This window comes from Magnetospirillum sulfuroxidans, assembly GCF_018224925.1.
In the GTDB taxonomy this organism is placed as follows: Bacteria; Pseudomonadota; Alphaproteobacteria; order Rhodospirillales; family Magnetospirillaceae; genus Magnetospirillum; species Magnetospirillum sulfuroxidans.
The window spans coordinates 40,139-60,262 of the sequence record NZ_JAGTUF010000004.1; the positions used below are offsets into that span (position 1 = coordinate 40,139).

The 20,124-nt window shown below is 60.9% G+C and carries 18 protein-coding genes; 7 read left to right on the forward strand and 11 right to left on the reverse strand.

Annotated elements, in window-relative coordinates; translation table 11 throughout:
* Position 1: 1 nt before the first annotated feature.
* The 5 genes from KEC16_RS06325 to KEC16_RS06345 form a co-directional block, all read right to left on the reverse strand.
* Positions 2 to 706 carry a hypothetical protein gene (locus KEC16_RS06325; RefSeq protein ID WP_211546985.1) on the reverse strand — a complete coding sequence of 235 codons (705 nt, stop codon included), beginning with the start codon at positions 704 to 706 and terminating at the stop codon, positions 2 to 4.
* Complete coding sequence (locus tag KEC16_RS06330) at positions 699 to 1,883, reverse strand: AAA family ATPase (protein WP_211546988.1); 1,185 nt, start codon at positions 1,881 to 1,883, stop codon at positions 699 to 701. Before KEC16_RS06330 ends, KEC16_RS06325 begins: the two co-directional genes overlap by 8 nt.
* A 77-nt stretch (positions 1,884 to 1,960) precedes the next feature.
* Positions 1,961 to 2,971 carry an extracellular solute-binding protein gene (locus tag KEC16_RS06335; protein WP_211546990.1) on the reverse strand — a complete coding sequence of 337 codons (1,011 nt, stop codon included), beginning with the start codon at positions 2,969 to 2,971 and terminating at the stop codon, positions 1,961 to 1,963.
* 16 nt (positions 2,972 to 2,987) lie between these two features.
* On the reverse strand, positions 2,988 to 3,566 hold the full coding sequence (locus KEC16_RS06340; RefSeq protein WP_211546992.1) for a thioredoxin family protein: 579 nt from the start codon (positions 3,564 to 3,566) through the stop codon (positions 2,988 to 2,990).
* Positions 3,567 to 3,576: 10 nt separating this feature from the next.
* A complete protein-coding gene (locus KEC16_RS06345) occupies positions 3,577 to 4,020 on the reverse strand; it encodes a DsrE family protein (RefSeq protein ID WP_211546994.1) in 444 nt (147 codons plus the stop codon).
* A gap of 72 nt (positions 4,021 to 4,092) precedes the next feature.
* Between KEC16_RS06345 and KEC16_RS06350 the strand changes: the two genes are divergently transcribed.
* From KEC16_RS06350 to KEC16_RS06375, 6 genes are all read left to right on the forward strand, one after another.
* Entirely contained in the window at positions 4,093 to 5,646 is a 1,554-nt protein-coding gene (locus tag KEC16_RS06350) for a fused MFS/spermidine synthase (protein ID WP_283091887.1), read from the forward strand.
* A 63-nt stretch (positions 5,647 to 5,709) separates the two neighbouring features.
* Positions 5,710 to 6,969: an iron transporter MagA gene (magA, locus tag KEC16_RS06355; RefSeq protein WP_211546998.1), complete on the forward strand. Its 1,260-nt coding sequence runs from the start codon at positions 5,710 to 5,712 to the stop codon at positions 6,967 to 6,969.
* Positions 6,962 to 7,567, forward strand: a complete 606-nt coding sequence (rnhB, locus tag KEC16_RS06360) for a ribonuclease HII (protein WP_211547000.1) — start codon at positions 6,962 to 6,964, stop codon at positions 7,565 to 7,567. The genes magA and rnhB overlap by 8 nt, the downstream gene beginning before the upstream one ends.
* 263 nt (positions 7,568 to 7,830) lie before the next feature.
* Entirely contained in the window at positions 7,831 to 9,648 is a 1,818-nt protein-coding gene (locus KEC16_RS06365; protein WP_211547002.1) for a putative bifunctional diguanylate cyclase/phosphodiesterase, read from the forward strand.
* 66 nt (positions 9,649 to 9,714) lie between these two features.
* On the forward strand, positions 9,715 to 10,788 hold the full coding sequence (locus tag KEC16_RS06370; protein WP_211547004.1) for a site-specific DNA-methyltransferase: 1,074 nt from the start codon (positions 9,715 to 9,717) through the stop codon (positions 10,786 to 10,788).
* A gap of 375 nt (positions 10,789 to 11,163) precedes the next feature.
* Positions 11,164 to 11,778 carry an EF-hand domain-containing protein gene (locus tag KEC16_RS06375; protein WP_211547006.1) on the forward strand — a complete coding sequence of 205 codons (615 nt, stop codon included), beginning with the start codon at positions 11,164 to 11,166 and terminating at the stop codon, positions 11,776 to 11,778.
* Here KEC16_RS06375 and KEC16_RS06380 read toward each other — a convergent pair.
* Entirely contained in the window at positions 11,775 to 12,503 is a 729-nt protein-coding gene (locus KEC16_RS06380; protein WP_211547008.1) for a YkgJ family cysteine cluster protein, read from the reverse strand. The two genes, KEC16_RS06375 and KEC16_RS06380, sit on opposite strands and share 4 nt — an antisense overlap.
* Position 12,504: 1 nt before the next feature.
* Positions 12,505 to 12,978, reverse strand: coding sequence for a YchJ family protein (locus tag KEC16_RS06385; RefSeq protein ID WP_211547010.1), 474 nt, complete (start codon positions 12,976 to 12,978; stop codon positions 12,505 to 12,507).
* Positions 12,979 to 13,101: 123 nt separating this feature from the next.
* Here KEC16_RS06385 and KEC16_RS06390 point away from each other — a divergent pair, with 123 nt between their 5' ends.
* On the forward strand, positions 13,102 to 14,688 hold the full coding sequence (locus KEC16_RS06390; RefSeq protein WP_211547012.1) for a lysine--tRNA ligase: 1,587 nt from the start codon (positions 13,102 to 13,104) through the stop codon (positions 14,686 to 14,688).
* Positions 14,689 to 14,690: 2 nt separating this feature from the next.
* Here the strand turns inward: KEC16_RS06390 and KEC16_RS06395 are convergent, their stop codons facing one another.
* The 4 genes from KEC16_RS06395 to ppdK form a co-directional block, all read right to left on the reverse strand.
* A complete protein-coding gene (locus tag KEC16_RS06395; protein WP_211547014.1) occupies positions 14,691 to 15,152 on the reverse strand; it encodes a response regulator in 462 nt (153 codons plus the stop codon).
* A 12-nt stretch (positions 15,153 to 15,164) separates the two neighbouring features.
* Positions 15,165 to 15,896: a hypothetical protein gene (locus KEC16_RS06400; RefSeq protein WP_211547016.1), complete on the reverse strand. Its 732-nt coding sequence runs from the start codon at positions 15,894 to 15,896 to the stop codon at positions 15,165 to 15,167.
* A gap of 40 nt (positions 15,897 to 15,936) precedes the next feature.
* Positions 15,937 to 17,235, reverse strand: coding sequence for a diguanylate cyclase (locus KEC16_RS06405; protein WP_211547018.1), 1,299 nt, complete (start codon positions 17,233 to 17,235; stop codon positions 15,937 to 15,939).
* 155 nt (positions 17,236 to 17,390) lie between these two features.
* Positions 17,391 to 20,075: a pyruvate, phosphate dikinase gene (gene ppdK, locus KEC16_RS06410; protein ID WP_211547020.1), complete on the reverse strand. Its 2,685-nt coding sequence runs from the start codon at positions 20,073 to 20,075 to the stop codon at positions 17,391 to 17,393.
* Positions 20,076 to 20,124: the final 49 nt, after the last annotated feature.

Here is a 20,124-nt window from a genome sequence, read left to right on the forward strand (position 1 = left end):
ATTATGGCAATGGTATAGCCAAAACCTGAGCCTCGAAATCTGCCGCCTGAGAACAGGCCAACCGAATGTCGGCCCACCGCCCTTGCAATTGGGGCGCATTGGCCTGGTAATCGACGTTGCTTTTCTCCTTGACCCTCCGTCCTTTGGGCAGGATCGCCAATTTCTTGGCAAGATCGAGGCGGCATTCGACCGAAGTCAACAAAGGGTCACCGGCCGGCAGAACCGCCACGGACAGCCAGGATTCCACGGCCTTGGAAGGTATGCAATGAACCGTACGTCCCCCTCGGCGTGCCAAGCCCAGCCACGACAGCAAGCATTTCTCCAGATATTGGGTCGCATTCTGGGGCGGCGGGCAATCCGTGGGACCAGGCAAGACCGCCCAGCCGGACTGCGCCGCCAATTGCGGACATTCCAGACCGCAATCGGCGTAATTCTTTCCGGCGACATCCGCATCTATATGCAAAATGATCATATCGTAACGGAACAGAAGCGGATCAACCTCAAGGCTGGCGACGCCACGACGGCTGAAAGCATCGCACCATTTCAACACGCCACACCAGCCGCTGCCCATTTCCGGACGCGTCGCTTCCGGTTGCAGAAAAGTAAGCACGAAGGTGCGTGGCAGAATTGCCTTCAATGCCGCCTCGATCACGATTTTGTCGGTGGGTCCTTCCGCGACCAACGCAATCCGGACATCCTCAGACATTGGGTAATGCCCCCAAACTGCCCATCAGCCACAACCTGGACAACGGATAGTCCCGGTTCATCCGCCGCAATTCATCGGTCAGGAGCACCCGCCTAACCACCGTATGCCCATTTGAATTCCTGTCTACCGTGAACAAACGGACCTCATCGTCCGACAAGTCCAAACCATCCAACACCCCGGGATTGTGGCAGGTGAACAGCATCTGCGCTTGGCGCGAGGATTGTTTCAGCCACTGACCTATTCGGCTGAGCAAGCGTGACGCCAAGCGCGGATTAAGGGCTTGGTCCAAATTATCAATGGCGAAAAAGCGCGGGGATGCCGGAGACAGGCACAAAATAGCGCTAAACAGGACATATAAAGCCCCTTCGCTCGCATCGTAGGCCGTCAGCGTATTGCGGCTGCGGCGCATGAAGCGATCCGTGAACTTCAAAACGCTTTTAGCTCGTGGAACCGAGGGAGACAGCAGGGAGGACGCAGTCTGCACCACATCGATGCTGGCAACCCAGTCGATCAAGCCCACGATATCGTCAAAGAGACCATCGTTATCTTCCAGCACTTGGCGCCGCAATGACTCGAAGCCTTCGGCCAGCAATCCCCCCGACAACCCGACGGGCTCCCGCGGTTGCGGATCGGTGACCATTCCTCGCAACGCCAGGGTATTCGGAGTGTAAAGCGCGTATTGCTGAAGATTTTGCATCAACTCTGCCGCGGGATTCGCCTCATCCACACCCAAGAGCCTCAACGCCGCCAGTCCGTTCGTCTTGGGCATCTTATCCGGCCGAGGTTTCCGGACTCCATCGGAAACGATTTCCTCGTTCCCGTCATACAAGTATTCCGTCTTGAATTGCCAAGCCGGCCTGGGACGATCAAGCGGGTTAAGCAAGGTAACCCGATAGGTTTCGCCCATATTCCCTGCGGCGCTGAGATGAATATGAGGCGGTGTTACATCATCGGCGAATGAGGATTTATACAAACGGGGGACACCTGGACGGACTCCACGACGCAGCAGCGCCTCATCATCGACGATTCCTTTCGCAGCAGCTCCTAAAATGCCGATAGCTTCCAGAACATTGCTTTTACCCGCGCCATTTGCACCAATGAAGCAGTTCAGGCGACCAAGGGGAATATCCTGAGACTTGATGGACTTGAAACCATCGACATGAATTGTCCGAATCATAATTCGTCTCCGCCTCTCAACAAGCTAACAGAGAAGCTATAGGACATTGATAATTCAAAAAAAATAAGCTGACAACATCACTTTTCCATCTCGCGCCGCAAGTCTTCCCAAAGGGCTTCTTGGCGGATTTCGGCGCCGTTGCCGCAATAGGTGAAGAAATCCAGAGCCGAGGACGGCGGCGTGATGATTTCCGGGGCATTGAGCAGCGAAGAATCCATGAACGCCTCGGCCCCGCGAATCATGTTGGCGTAGCCGTTGTAATTGCTTTGCATGGCCGCGATTTCCGGCCGCATCATGAATGACAAAAAGGCCAGGGCGTTGGCGCGGTTGGGGGCTCCCTTGGGGACCGCCAACACATCGGTCCACACCAAGGCGCCTTCCGCCGGGTTGGCGTAACGCAAGCTGGGCCGGTCCTTGCGCGCCTTCAGCGCATCGCCGTTCCACATCACCGCCAAGGCATAGCGTCCGGCGATCATATCGGCGACGATGCGGTCAGACCGGACCACCGCCACCCGTTTCAACAGCGGCCGCAACAAGTCGTAAACCTTGTCGATATCCGCTGGCTGGGTCGAACAGCGCGGCAAATGCAGCCAGACCAAGGCCAATTGGATCATGTCGAACCCGCTATCGGTCAAAGCCATGCGATTGGCCAAAGAGGCCGGCGGCTGGAACACCAGACGCAAACTATCGATGTTGCCGCCATAGACAGCCGTGTCGACGGCAAAGGCGGTGGTCCCCCAAACGTGGGGGATGGTGTATTCGTTACGCGGATCGAAGGCGCGTGAGCGCCAGACGTCATCCACATTCCAAAAATTGGCCAGACGATCGGCCTCGACCTTCTCCAGCAATTCCCGTTCGATCAGATCGCGCACCTGGAAATCAGCGGGAAAGGCCACGTCATAGGTGCTGTTTCCGCCCGAAAGCGGCTCCATCATCGCCGTGTAACTGGTGACCGTATCGACCTGAACGGTGATCCCGGTCTCTTGCTGGAACCGCTGCACCACCTGCGGCGACAGGTAATCGTTCCAAGAAATCACTCGCAACGAATTGGCCAGGGCCGGCGCCGCTGACAGCAGCGCCAGCGTCATCGCCGCGAAGCAAACCCTATTGAGCGGATTTTTCCAAGATATAGCGCTGGAAGTCCTGACCCTTGGCATAACGCTTATCCCAGACATATTCGAACATGGCGAGAAAGTGGAAGGAGCGGAAATAGCCGGGCATGCGCGCCACCTCCACCGCATCCCCCTTTTTGCCCTGGGTTTCGGCCACTGTCTCGGGGAAAAACTGAATGGTTGGGGTGAAATTAATACGGTACTTGCGGGCCATTTCCTTTTCCGACAGCACTTGGCCATCGAAATCGGTGACTTCGCGGTCGCCCCACAGATTCAGCTGCAAGATGCTATAGCGCTGCTTGATCCATTCGCGCAGCTTGTCGTCGGCGAAATTGACGGTATGGACATCGCGACAATAAGGACAGCCCTTTTGTTCCCAAATGATGGCGAAGCGTTTGCCGGCCTTGGTCGCCTCGGCCATGTCCTCCTTGAGATCAAGAAAGGAATTGATGAACCAATCTTGATGGTAAAGACCGTCATCGTTCATCTTGGCCTGATAGGCGCCCTCGGCCCAAGCCGGCGACACCAACAGCAACAAAGCGGCCCACAGGGCGAGAACCCAAGCTTTCATGCTTCCTCCTTCACGGGGCGATGACCTGCCAGCCCGTCAATTGTCGTTCCATGATTTCGGGAATGCCAAAGGGAACCACGGCGATGCCGGGCAGCAGATCGCCGGCATTCTTGCCCAGAACCTCCAAGGTGTTGCCGCAGGCGACGAATTCAACCTCGTAATCCTTTAGCGAGGCGATGCGCGCGCCAACGGTGCTGTCGGCCTTCAACAAGGCGCGCACGCCGGGGCCAAAGGCGATGACCGCCACCTTGACATTGTCCTGGCCATAGAATTTCTGGATATTGATGGCATTGTACAAAACATTATTGACGTGCCGAACGTCGTCGTTGGTCAATTGCAACACCACCTTGCGCGGATTGTCCCAGCTTGGCTTGGGGTCGGCCACAATGGTGTCAGCGGCCCCCGCCGGAACCGCCAGCATCAGGGTCAGAAGAAAGGCCAGTACAGCACGCATGCGACCCCCTGCTTTATAATGATTTGATGATATAGTCTTTCCCATCGGCTTTCCTTGGTTTTTTAATTGCTCATGCAAACAAGATCATCCTTTTTTCTTCACCTCGGCTACGCAACGACTCTCTTTCTGGCTTCGGCGGCGGCGCTGGTGCTGGAAATCGTTGCCGGCCGCCTGCTTGCCCCTTACGTGGGCATGAGCCTGTATACCTGGACCGCGATCATTTCAGTGGTGCTGGCCGGGCTGACCATCGGTCATTGGATCGGCGGCCGCTTGGCCGAAAGCGCCGCCGATGCCGCCGCCGCCCATCGCCGCACCGCCATCGCCTTGGCCCTGGCGGCGCTCAGCGCCGCCGCCACCCTGCCCTTGCTGCGCCTGGCCGCGACGCCGCTGCTGGCCTTGGGGCTTGATCCGGTGACGGCGATCATCGGCTTGGCGGCTTTTTTGTTCCTGCCGCCATCGTTGTTCGCCGGCATCGTCTCGCCCATTCTGACCAAGCTGGCGGTGGATGCCGACCGTGCCCGCACCGGGCGCACCATCGGCCGCATGTATGCGCTGGGGGCGGCGGGCAGTATCTTGGGGACCCTTAGCGCCGGTTATCTGTTCATCTCGTGGATCGGCTCGGTCGGTACCGTGCTGGCGGTGGCCGGGCTTTACGCCATCTTGGCCGTGGGCTTGCTGATCGGGCAAAAACGGCTGCTGCTGGCCGCCCTGGCCGCCTTTGTCCTGGCCGGCGGCGGTCTGGCGGCGACACCGCGGGCCCTGGCTTCGCCCTGCACGGTGGAAAGCGATTATTATTGCCTGCGGGTCGAGGATTTTTCCGGGCAAAGCGGCCGCGCCAGCGCCGTGCTGGTGCTTGACCACCTGGGCCACGGCATCAACGACGCCGCCCAGCCCGGCCTGTTCTATTCCTCGTATCTCCAGTTCACCGACGAGATGGCGGCGCGGCGCTTTGGCCGCGACCGGCTGGATGCTTTTTTCATCGGCGGCGGCGCCTTTACCCTGCCGCGAGCCTGGAGCCAATCCTTCGCCGACCCGCACCTGCATGTGGCCGAGATCGACCCCAGCGTCACCGCCCTGGCCCATGATCGCCTATGGCTGGCCCCCACCGCCAAGGGGCTGACCATTGATCATCGCGACGCCCGACTGGCCCTGCAATCCTTGTCCGCCGCGCCGCGCTTCGACGTGGTCTTTGGCGATGCCTTTCATGATATCGGCATCCCGTCGCATCTGGTGACCCGTGAATTTCACCGCCAGATCGCCGCCCGGCTGAAACCCGGCGGCTTTTACGCCATCAACGTCATCGAGTCCCGGCACGAGCCGCGTTTCCTGTTCGCCCTGTTGCAAACCCTGGCCCACGATTTCGCCGCCGTCGAGGTGTGGATTGACGGCGACGAGATGGCCCAGGGCGAGCGCATCACCTATCTGGTGCTGGCTTCGGACCAGGCCAGCGACACGCCGATCCTGCGTTCCGACCGCTTTTTTTCCCGCCACTGGCTGCGTCTTAAGGGCGATCAGGTCCGGGCCAAGGTGGCCGAGGCGCGGGTGCCCGACCTGACCGACGATTTCAGCCCGGTGGACCGGCTGATGGCCCATGTGCTGTTGTCGCCGGAAATCGGCGAGAAATGACACAATCTCGCCACGACAAGCGCCTAAACCAGCCGGGCAAACCATGGTAAGAACACCACGATTATGGACATCCAGCATTCGGAACTGACCGCCGTCGCCATTGTCGCCCTGGCCGCTTTGGCCTGCGGCGTCATCATGACGCGGCTGCGCCAACCGGCCATCGTCGGCTATATCCTGGCCGGGGTGGTGCTGGGACCGTCCGGGCTCAAGCTCATCAGCAACCGCGATGCGGTTTCCACCTTGGCCGAATTCGGCGTGTTGATGCTGTTGTTCGTCATCGGCATCGAATTGGAATTACGCCGCTTCATCCAGGGCTGGAAAGTGGCGGTGGTCACCACCTTGATCCAGATCGCCGGCTCGGTCGGCACCGCGTTGGCCTTACGCCATCTGCTGGGCTGGAGCTTTGGCCTGTCCATGGTGCTGGGCTTCGCCGTGGCGGTGTCGTCCACCGCCGTGGTCATCAAGATGCTGGAGAGTTCCGGCGACCTGGATAAACCGGTCGGCCGCACGGTCATCGGCATCCTTATCGCCCAGGACATGGCGGTGGTGCCGATGATGCTGTTTCTCGGCAGCATGGAACGCAAGGGCATCATGCCCATCGACGTCGCCAAGGTGGTGTTCTCGGTCGCCTTTCTCGCCGGATTGTTCTGGCTGCTGGTCAGAAAGCAGGTGCGCTTGCCGGTAACCAACAAACTGGCCAAAAGCGGCGAGCTGGGACCATTGACCGCCCTGGCCTGGTGTTTCGGCGCCGCCGCCTTGTCGGGGTTGATGGATTTGTCGCCGGCCTATGGCGCCTTTCTCGCCGGCGTCGTCATCGGCAACTCGACCCAGCGCGAAACCATCTTGAAAAGCGCCGAGCCGGTGCAAAGCGTCTTGCTGATGGTGTTCTTCCTGTCCATTGGGCTGCTGCTGGATTTCAGCTTTATCTGGAAGCATCTGGGCCAGGTCATGACCTTGCTGCTGATGGTCACCTTGTTCAAGACCGTCTTGAATATCGCCGCCCTGCGTCTGTTGCGCCAGGATTGGCGGTTGTCCTTCGTCGCCGGCGTCGCCTTGGCCCAAATCGGCGAGTTTTCCTTTTTGCTGGCCGAGGTCGGCAAGGCGGCCAAGCTGATCACCGGGGCGGAAACCAAATTGGTGGTGGCGGTGGCGGTACTGTCGCTGATCCTCAGTCCGCTTTGGCTGCTGGCCATGCGTCGCCTGCATGCGGTGGCGGAAACCGGCGCCCTGAGCCTGCGCGACCTGCTCTCGCATGCCTTTGTCCACGAGGCTCGCATCGCCCAAAAGCTGATCCGCCGCCGCTCGGGGAATAAGGATGCCTGATCTCTCGCGGGAAGCCGCCTTGAGCGGCATCGTCGCCGGCATCGACGAAGTCGGCCGCGGGCCGCTGGCCGGGCCGGTGGTGGCGGCGGCGGTGATCATCGATCCGGCGAATTTGCCGGCGGAACTGGCCGCGCATCTGAACGATTCAAAGAAATTGAGCGCACGCAAGCGCGACCATCTGGCGGCCCTGGTCACCGACCATTGCCGTTTTGCCATCGGCGAAGCCAGCGTCGCCGAAATCGACCGCCTCAACATTCTGCAAGCGACCTTCTTGGCCATGGGCCGCGCCGTCGCTGGCTTGGGACGGACCATCGACCACGCCCTGGTCGATGGCAACCGACCGCCGCCGCTGCCCTGCACCGTCCATTGCGTCATCGGCGGTGATGGCAAGTCACTGTCCATCGCCGCCGCTTCGGTGGTGGCCAAGGTTTACCGGGATCGGCTGATGGCGGAACTGGACACCACCTTCCCCGGCTACGGCTGGGCCGGCAATTCCGGCTATGGCACCCAAGCCCACCTGGAGGCCTTGCGCCGTCTGGGACCAACCCCGCATCACCGCAAAAGCTTTGCCCCGGTGGCCCAGCTGCTATTGCTGTAAGTCTGCGGCATCATAATTTCATACCCATATTTTTCCTACGGTGTTAGCGTATCCCGTCGGGGATCGAAGAACACAAGCACATGAACACAAAAGGAAATACGACGTCGCCAACGCTTCGCTCAGTGGTTATGCGCACCGCGTCCACTGTGGGCATACTTTGGTCTTTCGTAATCACACTCTCTCTTTGGTGGAACGTTGACTGGCAGCAATCCCTCTCCTTTGGGTTGCAGGAGTACAGCCTGAACACTCCTGTCTACGGGGCTTTGCTTTTACGCCACCTCCAATCCGTTACGCTGTCCCATGCCGCCATCTGGCTGCTCGGCCTCACCTGTCTGATCTATGGTTCCCGCCGCGCTTTGCTGCGCCTCGCCGAAAAGGCCGAAGCCGAGGAAGAAAACCGCCTGGCCGCCCATGTTTTCGCCAACGCCTTGGAAGCCTTGGTGGTGACCACCGGCGATGGCTCCATCGTCCGCATCAATCCGGCCTTCACCAAGCTCACCGGCTATGGCCCCGCCGAGGTGTTGGGCCACAAGGCCAACGTGCTGCGCTCGTATCACCACGACGATGATTTCTATGCCCAGATGTGGCATTCCCTGCTGACCACCGGATCGTGGCAGGGTGAATTGAAGAACCGCCGCAAGGATGGGTCGATCTTCGTCGCCCGTGAAAACATCGCCGCCTTGTTCGAACCCGGTCTGGACCTGCCGCGGTACTATGTCGCCAGTTTCACCGACATCACCGCACAGGTGGAAAGTCAGCGCCACATCGAGCATCTGGCCCATTACGACCCGCTGACCGACCTGCCCAACCGGGCATTGTTCCGTGACCGCCTGAACCATGCGGTCACCCTGGCCAGCCGTGAATCCCGCAAGATCGCGGTGCTGTTTTTGGACCTGGATGGCTTTAAAAAGGTCAATGACAGCATCGGCCACCGGGCCGGCGACGCCTTGCTGGTCGAGGTGGCGCGGCGCTTGCGTGCCTGCACCCGCTCGTCCGACACCATTTCCCGCCTGGGCGGCGACGAATTCGCCCTGGTGCTGGAACGCATAGAAACCGCCGCGGACGTCATCTTGGTGGCGGAAAAGCTGCTGACGGCCTTGTCGGCGGTGTTCATGCTGGAAGGCCGCGAGGCCTTTGTCGGCTCCTCCATCGGCATCAGTCTGTACCCCGAGGATGGCAGCGACGCCGAAACCTTGCTGAAATACGCCGACACCGCCATGTACCAAGCCAAGGACGAGGGCAAGGGCCGCTTCAAATTCTATTCCACCGACATGACCCAACGCCAAGAGCGTCGGCTGGAACTGGAATCGGCCTTGCGCGCGGCCATCGAAGCCCGTGCCTTTGATGTGCATTACCAGCCCAAGCAAACGCTCAGAGGCGGGGCCATCGCCGGCTTCGAGGCGCTGGTGCGCTGGCACCACCCCAATCTTGGCCACATCCCGCCCATCGATTTCATTCCCCTGGCCGAGGAACTGGGCCTGATCACCCAGATTGATCTCTTCGTGCTGGAAAAAGCCTGCGCCGTCGGGGTGGAATGCCTGGAGCGCGGCCACCCCGTCACCATGGCCGTCAATCTGTCCAGCCTGGACCTGAAAAACCCCGATCTGCCGACCCTGGTCGCCGGAATCCTGACCCAAACCGGTCTGCCGGCGGAAATGCTGGTGCTGGAAATCACCGAAAGCTTCGCCATGGAAGTGGGCCAGGGGCAATCGAACATCTTGCAGCACTTGACCGCCTTGGGCATCAGTCTGGCCATCGACGATTTCGGCACCGGCTATTCGTCGCTGTCCTATCTCAAGGCGCTGCCGGTCAATTCGGTCAAGATCGACCGTTCATTTGTCCGCGACATCGGCAACGATGCCCGCGACACCATGCTGGTCTCGACCATCGTCGGACTGGCCCATTCGCTCAACCTGAAAGTGGTGGCCGAAGGGGTCGAGGACAATCAGCAAAAGGACCTGCTGCATCATCACCTTTGTGATGAAGCCCAGGGCTATCTGGTGGCCCGGCCGATGCCGGCCGACCAGATCTTCGGCTTCCTTGATCAGGCCGCGCTGAATTTAGCGCAGCAAGCCGGGTAATCGTTAAGAATTCATTGATTCCAATAGGTTCTTGACGGAATCTGTCATTTGACTCAAAGTGTGGTCATGACACTGCCGCTCGACACCATTTTGGTGGGTGATTGTATCGCCGCCATGGAATCCCTGCCCGCCAAATCGGTGGACTTGGTCTTCGCCGACCCGCCCTATAATCTTCAGTTGGGCGGCGAGCTTTTGCGCCCCAACAACAGCCGCGTCGATGGCGTCGATGACGATTGGGATCGTTTCGACAGCTTCCGCGACTATGACGATTTCACCCGCCGCTGGCTGGCCGCCGCCCGCCGCATCCTTAAGGATGACGGCGCCTTGTGGGTGATCGGCAGCTATCACAACATCTTCCGGGTCGGCGCCAGTTTGCAGGATCTGGGATTTTGGCTGCTTAACGATATCGTTTGGCGCAAATCCAACCCCATGCCCAATTTCCGCGGCACCCGTTTCACCAACGCCCACGAGACCCTGATCTGGTGCGCCAAATCGGCGGAAAGTCGCTATACCTTCAACTATGAAGCGATGAAGGCGCTCAACGACGATTTGCAGATGCGCAGCGACTGGACCATCCCGTTATGCACCGGCTCGGAACGGCTGAAGAATGACGGCACCAAGGTGCATCCGACGCAAAAGCCGGAAATGCTGCTGTACCGGGTGCTGATGGCCACCACCAAGCCCGGCGATGTGGTGCTGGACCCGTTCTTTGGCACCGGCACCACCGGCGCGGTGGCGAAAAAGCTGAAACGCCATTTCATCGGCTGCGAACGCGATCCCGATTACATCAAGGCGGCCGAGGCGCGCATCGGCAAGGTGCGTCCAGTGTCGGACCTGTCGCTGCTGTCGACGCCGTCGAAGAAATCGGAACCGCGCGTCCCCTTTGGCACCGTGGTCGAGCGCGGCCTGCTGGAGGTCGGCACCGTGCTGTACGGCAATGGCAAGGACACCCTGACCGCCAAGGTGCGCGCCGACGGCACCTTGATCAGCGCCGATCATCGCGGATCAATCCACAAGGTCGGGGCCTTGGTGCAGAACGCCCCGGCCTGCAACGGCTGGACCTTCTGGCATTTGAAGCAAGGCGATGAATTGGTGCCCATCGACGTACTGCGCCAAAAAATCCGGGCCGAATTGCATTAGTGGGATTTGGTTAGGCTCAGGCTGCCGCGCGCCCTATGCCGCGGATGGCCCGCCGATTAAGGGTCCCGGTGGTCGCTTCCGCTCAGCGGTATGATTAGAGCGCCGAGCGTTAAATCAGGATCACTTCGTGACGGGGCTGCCGCCCCGGCCCAGCCTGGGGTGACCCCCAGACCCCCTTTTTTTTAATCAATAAAATCAAAGAGGACCGGGGTTCGCCCCGGATGGGTTTGGGCGATAGCCCATTTGCGAAGCAATCCTACAGGCGCTTCCGATTTAACGCTCTGCGCTTTAGGGCCATGGTTTCCTGACGCAGATCCGCACAAACGCGCTGATGCTCCAGCCAGCCTCGTTTGAAGAAAGAAAGACCATGCGTTTTTGCCTTGCTCTCCTTGCCGTGTCGTTATCGCTTGCCGGCTGCGCCTCATCCCCCCCAGGACAGAGCACGACAGCAATCCCCATGACGGCGCCCCCGCATTCCGGCAACTGATCCACAGCCCCAATGGCGAACCGCTGGGCCGGGCTCTCTGCCACGACGCCTTAACCGTCTGGTTCGCCCACACCGGCAGCAACCGCGACGGCCTGATCACGAACGACGAGTTCGAGGCCGATTCAACCGCACAATTCACCCGCCTTGACCGTGACGACGACGGCGTCATCACTGCCGATGAATTGCAAGAAATCCGCCGCCCGTTCCTGATCGAGCCGCAAAATAAGGACCTGTCGCCATCCCCAGAGGGAAATATCGACAGCAATCATGCCGATCTGCCTGACGCGGGGGCCGCCCCCAATTCCTGGTTTCGTCACCACAGCGTTGGCAGAGGTGAAGACCCGGTGATGACCGCTGATAGCAACCTGGATTTCAAGGTCAGCCGTGCCGAATTCCGCACCCGGGCAAAAGAGGTCTTCGCCCGTCTCGATCGCGACAAAAACCAAGCACTGGCCCAGGAGGAGGTCACCGCCTCCTGTCTCCCCCCTTCGCCGTCCCGTTAACCCCGCAGCCTCTCCATCTCGGCTTTGAAGCCGGCGATATTGCGCCGGTAAGCGGCGTCGCCCTTATCGGCCCAAGCCGCCAGCACCGCCACCTGGGCACGGGCCACCGCTGTTTTATCCACTTCCGGCAAGCGGCGCAGCAAGGTGGAAAACCCCACGATAACCTCGCCGCCCTGGGGCTTGGCGGCGATGGCCGCCAGCGCCGGCCCCAGCCCCGCCGCCAGGGGCAGCAGCCGTTCGCCATAGCCGCGCAACACCGCGCCTTGTTCTTCCAAGGCGGCGCGTTCCGCCGCAAAGTCAGTGCGGTCCAAAATCTTGCCCCCGTCGTAAACCGCCGGAGCATCCGCCGCGGTATCGCAAGCCCAACCGGCGCGGGGAACCAGCAGATCGACCTGCTCGGCCTCGGCCCGCCAGGCGAAAAACGGCATGGCCCGGCACCGCACCGGCTTATGATCGTGGATGGAACATAAACCGTCCGCCGCCAAGGCCGGACAACTGGCGTCACGGGGCAGATAGGCTATCGGCATGACCCGGAGCGCCGTCTTCTTGTCCAGCATCATTCCCAACCGCGCCGCGATCTCAAACGATTTCGCCTTGGCCCGGATGGGGACGAACATGACCGCCAACGGAAAGCGTCCGGCATGTTCCAAAGCTTCGGCCACGGTCAGCGGCAACACACCATGGCAGCATTTGCCGCAAGCGGTGCAGGCGAAATGCCGGGCCATCTCAGGCGCCGCAGCACTTCTTGTATTTCTGCCCCGACCCGCACGAGCACGGATCGTTGCGCCCGACCTTTTCCACCTGACGCGGCGCCGTCTTCGGATTGACCTCGCCGTCCACATACAGCCATGTGCCGTCTTCTTGTCGAAAATGCCCCACTTCATGGTGAGCGTGCGGCTGGTTGTTGATACGGAAATAGGCGACATACTCGATTTCGGCCACATCGCCTCGGTCATTGACCCGGCGCACCTCGACGAATTGCGGCTTAACCAGTTTGGCCGAGGCCTCGACCTCGGCCCGTTCGAAATCGTCCATCCGCTCTGGCGCCAAGGTGGCGGCAAGAAAATCAAGATCGCCTGTGCAAAAGGCGACGTAACGGGCCCGCAGCAAAGCCTCGGCGCTGGCCGCCGGGGTGCCGCTGATCACCGGGGCGCAACATTGGTCGACATCAAGGCCGGAGCCGCAGACGCATTTGCTCATGGATCATCCCTTCCCAAACATTTCCACACCATAACCGTCCCGGTAAAAGCCGGCAATTGATTGACCTTACCGCCGGGGCGGCTTAGGTTTCCGCTCTTCACTTTCGTCATGGGACCGAAAATCATGTCCGATCTTGCCGCTCTCGCCCGCACTTCCTCGGCCTGGCCCTTCCAAGAAGCCAAGACGCTGCTGGACGAGCGGCTGAAAGGCAAATGCCCGGACAAAGGCTATGTGCTGTTCGAGACCGGCTATGGTCCGTCCGGCCTGCCCCATATCGGCACCTTCGGCGAAGTGGTGCGCACCACCATGGTTCGCAACGCCTTCAAGATTTTGGCGCCCCATATCCCCACCCGCCTGTTCGCCTTTTCCGACGACATGGACGGCTTGCGCAAGGTGCCCGACAACATCCCCAACAAGGACATCGTCGCGCCGCATCTGGGCAAGCCGCTGACCCGTATCCCCGACCCGTTCGGCACCCATGAAAGCTTTGGCCATCACAACAACGCCCGCCTGCGCGCGTTTTTGGACAGCTTCGGCTTTGAATACGAATTCCAGTCGGCGACCGAATGGTACGAAACCGGCAAGTTCGACGCCGCCAAGCTGCGGATCCTTGAATGCTATGAGCAGGTCATCAACGTCATCTTGCCGACCCTGGGCGAGGAACGGCGCCAGACCTATTCCCCCTTCTTGCCGGTCTGCCCGGAAACCGGGGTGGTGCTGCAAGTCCCGGTGGTCGAACGCAACGTCGCCGCCGGCACCATCGTCTACAAGCGCGAAGACGGCACGCTGGTGGAAACCCCGGTCACCGGCGCCCATTGCAAGATGCAGTGGAAGGCCGATTGGGCCATGCGCTGGTACGCGCTGGGCGTCGATTACGAAATGAGCGGCAAGGACCTGATCCCCTCGGTGGAACTGTCCGGCCGCATCTGCCGCAACATCGGCGGCACCCCGCCCTTGAACCTGACCTACGAGCTGTTCTTGGACGACCAGGGCCAAAAGATTTCCAAATCCAAGGGCAATGGCCTGGCGGTGGAAGATTGGCTGAAATACGCGCCGCCCGAATCGCTGTCGCTGTTCATGTACCAAAAGCCCAAGGCGGCCAAGCGGCTGTATTTCGACGTCATCCCGCGGTCGGTCGATGATTACCTGACCTTTTTGGCCAAGTTCGATATCGACGAGACGCAAAAGCGGTTGGACAGCCCGATCTGGCACATCCACAACGGTCAGCCGCCGCGTGAGGATTCGCACCTGACCTTCTCGATCCTGCTGAACTTGGCTTCGGTGTGCAATTCCGAAGACAAGGCGGTGCTGTGGGGGTTCATCCAGCGTTACGCGCCGGGCGCCAGCCCCGAAACCGCCCCCATCCTCGACAAATTGGTCGATGGCGCCGTTGCCTATTACCGCGACTTCGTCAAGCCGGCAAAGAAGTACCGCACCGCCAGCGCCGATGAAGCCCAAGCCTTCGCCGATCTGGAAACGGCGTTGCGGGGATTGGCCGCCGACGCCTCGGCCGAGGACATCCAATCAGCCGTCTATGACATCGGCAAGCGTGAATGCTTCGGTGAGCTGAAGGCGTGGTTCAAGGCCTGTTACGAGGTGCTGCTGGGCCAGGATCAGGGGCCGCGCATGGGCAGCTTCATCAAGCTTTACGGCGTCGACAACACCATCGCCTTGCTGGCCAAAGCGGCCAAGGGCGAAAGCCTGGCCTAGCTTTATTCCGACGGTGGAGGAGTGCCCGCACTCCTCCAATCGGCTTTGTAATGCTTGGCCACCATATCGCACATATAGGTGGCGAAGCCCTTGGGATTGAAGGGCTTGAGCAGATAGCCCTGCACCCCCAGCCCCTTGGCCTTTTCCATGGCGGCACTGTCCTTCGAGCCGGTGAACATCACCACCGGCAACGCCGACACCTTGGGATCCAGCGCCGCCCGCACGCCCCCCAGAAACGACAATCCATCGACCGGGGCCATCTCGATATCGCAGATGGCGATGGTCGGCTTGTGTTCCCAGGCCAGCCGCAGACCGTCGCCCCCATGGGCCGCCTCGAGGATTTGCGCGGCCCCCATGGTTTTCAGCATGCGGCACAGCAGGGATCGGGTGGTGTCGTCATCCTCGACCACTAAAATGGTGAGATTGTCGGCGGCGAAGCGTTCGAGTTTGGGCGGTGTGCTCATACGCCTATCCTATCAGCGTGCATCCTTGAAACGGAAATCCAACCTTAGATCAAAAGGTGCTTTTTCGCGCAAGCCCGGCGGCAGGGCCAAGGGCTGTGATTTGCGGATGGCGCCATAGATGGCGTCGATGATCCGCCGTTGGATGGCCCCCGGCGGCAAGGACTGATAGCCGTCGAAGACCTCGACCGGATTCCACGGCCGGCGCGCATCGTAAATATCGGAAAAATGACCATCGGCCAGCACCTTGACCTTCAGGCTGATATCGGCCTTGTCATAGGCGGACAGGCCCGATGGCGGCTTCCAGTGGCGCAACACCCGCGACAGCACCCAGTCGCGTTCGTTTTGATTGACCGGGGCCGGCTTTTTCTCTTTTGCCGCCGGCACCGCCGCCACCGGGTTGGGTTGGGCTGGTTTTGGACTTTGCGTTTCCGATACCGGCGTCGATTTTTCCGCCAACTCGCCTTCGGCCAATTGCGGGATCGGCTTGCCGTCGGGACCAGCCTTGGCCGCCGGGGCTGATTGTTGTTTGGACGGGGCTGATGCTGCTGGCGGCGGCGGCGGCGGCACGATATCCACGGTCATGGCTTGCGGTTCTGGGTCTGGCAGATCCGGCAGCGGAAAGCCCATCCACGCCAAGGCCAACAGCAGGTGCAACAACACCGACAGTACCGGCGCCAGATGGCGGGTACGTGGTGGGGGCGATTGCACGCGGGTTTGCAGGGCACGGTCTGGGGTGGTGGTCATGGCGCGGCAAGGTAGCGCGAGCCGGCATCGGGGGGAAGCCTCAAGCGGCGACAACCCGATTTCGCCCCAGGGCCTTGGCTTGATACAAAGCTTGGTCGGCCATGGCCAGCAAAGTGTCCGCCGTATCCGTATGGCGCAAGGTGGCGATGCCGGCGCTGACCGTATGGTGACACGATGTCGGGCCGACATGGCTGGCCATGGCCTGACGGATTCGTTCGCCCAGCACCACCGCCTGCTCCTGGTTGGTGTCGGGACACAAGACCAGGAATTCCTCGCCGCCCCAGCGCCCCAGGATGTCGGACTGACGGGCCTGCGCCCGCATGATCGCGGCAAAGGCGACCAGCACCTGGTCCCCCGCCAGATGACCAAACCGGTCGTTGATCGCCTTGAAGTAATCCAAATCCAGCAAGATGATTGAAAATGGCCGACTATAGCGTTTGCAGCGCGGGATCTCGGCCGCCATGTGATCATTGAGAAAGGCGCGATTGCCCAGGCTGGTCAGGCGGTCGGTGAGCGACAGCCTTTTCAATTCGGCATTGACGGCTTTCAGCTTCAACGCCCAAAAGAAGCTGGTGATCAAAATGACGCCAAAGATCGCCCCAAGATTGCGGACCAGCACGGGATCAACCCCAGTCCGCACGGTAATCGAGACATGGCGGTTGGCGATCGCCGCCCGTTCCTGCACGTCGATGGTGGCGATGGCCTGGTTCAGTCGCTCAACCAGGGCATCGTTCCCCCGGCGCACGCCGATCCGCAACAAATTGTCGTAGCCGGGCACTTGGCCGGAAACCTTGAGATTGAACCAGCCTTCTTTCTTGATGGTGTAAACGGCGACGGTCAGCGAGCGCAAAGTCATGTCCGCCTGCCGACCCGACACCATGGCGAACGCCTCGGCCTCGGTTTCAGTGGTCAAAATGCTGAGATTGGGAAAGTCGCGCCGCAACCGTTCCTCGACCGAGGTTCCCTTGGGCAGAACCAGGGTCTCGCGGGTCATCGCCGCCAGATCCGAGACCAGGGCATGGTCTTCACGGGTGACGATCACATTGGGATCGACGAAGACCGGCTTGGTGAAATCCAGCCACTCGGCCCGCGCCGGGGTGGCGTTGAGAAAACTGAGAAACTGACAGCGGCCGTCTTCGGCCGCATTCAGGCTTTCTTGCCAATTGGCGGTGCGCACCAAGCTCAGTTCCAGCCCGGCCCTGTCGGCAATCACCCGCAGCAGATCGGCGGCAATGCCTTGATGGCGGCCGTGCTCGTCGATGATTTCATAGGGGGGCCAGTCGGGATCGACACAAAAGCGGACCGGTTCAGCCAGCGTCAGCGCCGGCCAGAACAGCACCAACAGCGCGCCGACACCCCCATGAAACCAAGAAAGAAGTAGCCTTGTATTCATGCCGGGAAAAGTAGCGCCTTGGCCGCGGCCAGGAAAGAAAGAAGCAACCAAAAAGCCCCGGCCTTGCGGCCGGGGCTTTATTTTTCACCTCAGCGGCGAAATCAGTGCATGCCGCTGCCCTTGGCGTCGCCAAGCGCCGCTTGGGCGGCGGCAAGGCGGGCGATCGGCACCCGATAGGGCGAGCACGAAACGTAATCCAGGCCGACGCTTTGGCAGAACGCGATCGACGACGGATCACCGCCATGTTCGCCACAGATGCCCAACTTCAGACCGGGACGGGCGGCGCGGCCGCGTTCACTGGCGATCTTGACCAGTTCCCCCACACCCGCCTGATCAAGCTGGGCGAAGGGGTCGTGTTCATAGATGCCCTTGGCCCGATAGACTTCCAGGAACGGGCCGGAATCGTCACGGCTCATGCCGAAGGTGGTTTGGGTCAGGTCGTTGGTGCCGAACGAGAAGAACTCGGCCGATTCGGCGATCTGACCGGCCAACAGGGCCGCACGCGGCAATTCGATCATGGTGCCGACCATGTATTTGAGCTGGTAAGCGCTTTCCTCGAACACCGCCAGCGCCACCTTGTCGATGGACGCTTTCAAGATGTCGAGTTCCTTTTTGGCCCCCACCAGCGGGATCATGATTTCCGGCGTCACCGTCCGCCCGGTTTCCCGCGACACCTGCACCGCCGCCTCGAAAATGGCGCGGGCCTGCATCTCATAGATTTCCGGATAGGTGATGCCCAAACGACAGCCGCGATGGCCGAGCATGGGGTTGGATTCATGCAACGAGGCATTGCGCGCCTTGACCGCATCGGGTTCAACCCCGGCGGCGGCGGCGATCTCGTCGATTTCCGCGTCGGTATGGGGCAAGAACTCATGCAGCGGCGGATCAAGCAGGCGAATGGTCACCGGCAAGCCTTGCATGATGTTGAACAAATCGGTGAAATCCTGGCGCTGGAACGGCAACAACTTGGCCAGGGCGGTGCGGCGGCCCTTTTCGTTGGCGGCCAGGATCATTTCGCGTACCGCCAAGATGCGTTCGGGGGCAAAGAACATGTGCTCGGTCCGACACAGGCCGATGCCCTCGGCCCCGAATTTGCGGGCGGTGGCCGCATCGGTCGGGGTTTCAGCATTGGCCCGCACCTTCAAGATGCGGATAGTGTCGACCCATTCCATCAAGGTGGCGAAATCGCCGGTCAGTTCCGGCTGCACGGTGGGAACCGCCCCCAAGAACACTTCGCCGGTGCCGCCATCGATGGTGATGACGTCCCCTTCGCTGACGACGCGGCCAGCCACCTTCAAGGTCTTGGCGGCATAATCGACGCGGACTTCGCCGCAACCGGCGACGCAGGGCGTGCCCATGCCGCGGGCGACCACGGCGGCGTGGCTGGTCATGCCGCCGCGGGTGGTCAAGATGCCCTGAGACACATGCATGCCGCCGATATCTTCCGGGCTGGTCTCGATCCGGACCAAGATGACCTGTTCTTTCTTGTCCTTGACCCAGGCCTCGGCATCCTCGGCCGAGAACACCACCTTGCCCGAAGCGGCCCCCGGCGAGGCCGGCAGACCACGGGCCAGCAGATTGCGCTCGGCCTTGGGGTCCAAGGTCGGATGCAGCAATTGGTCCAGCGCCGCCGGGTCAATGCGGCCGATGGCTTCCTTGCGGGTGATCAGGCCTTCGCGCGCCATATCGACGGCGATTTTCAGGGCGGCGTTGGTGGTACGTTTGCCGGTGCGGGTTTGCAGCATCCACAGGCGTTTTTGCTGCACCGTGAATTCCATGTCCTGCATGTCGGTATAATGCGCTTCCAGCTTGTGGCGGATGGCGTTCAACTCGCGGAACACCTCGGGCATCACCTCTTCCATGGACGGCAGATCGGAACGCTGCAACTCGCGGCCATGCTTGGTCAATTGCTGCGGCGTGCGAATGCCGGCGACCACGTCCTCGCCCTGGGCATTGACCAGGAATTCGCCATAGAAATCGTTGTCGCCGTTGGACGGATCGCGGGTGAAGCAGACACCGGTACAGCAATCGTCGCCCATATTGCCGAACACCATGGCCTGAACATTGACGGCGGTGCCCCAGATTTCGGGGATGTCATGCAGGCGGCGATAGGTGATGGCGCGCTGGTTCATCCAAGACCCGAACACGGCGCCGACCGCCCCCCACAACTGGTCATGAACGTCTTGCGGAAAGGGGGCGCCCAACTGGGCCAGAACCTTGTCCTTGTACTTGCCGACCACCTTTTTCCAATCATCGGCGGTCAGTTCGGTGTCCAAGGTGATGTCGCGATCGGTCTTGGCTTCTTCCAAGATGTCTTCGAAGTGATGATGCTCGACCCCCAGCACCACGTCGGAATACATCTGAATGAAACGGCGATAGGAATCATAGGCGAAGCGGGCATCGCCCGAGCGCTTGGCCAAGCCTTCGACCGAGACGTCGTTCAAGCCCAGATTCAAGATGGTGTCCATCATGCCGGGCATGGACGCCCGCGCCCCCGAGCGCACCGACACCAGCAACGGGTTGGCGGCATCGCCGAACTTGGCCCCCATGATCTCTTCGACCCGGTTCAAGGCCTCGGCGACCTGTTCGATCAGCGCCGCCGGATAGGTGTTGCCGTTGGAATAGTAATAGGTGCACACCTCGGTCGGAATGGTGAAACCGGGTGGCACCGGAATGCCCAGATTGGCCATCTCCGCCAGATTGGCGCCCTTGCCCCCCAGCAGGTTCTTCATGTCGGCGCGCCCTTCGGCACGACCACCACCGAAGCCGTAGACCCATTTGCTCATGGTTGTGTCCTTTTCAACGCTTCCGGCCCCGACATAAAGGGGGCGCATC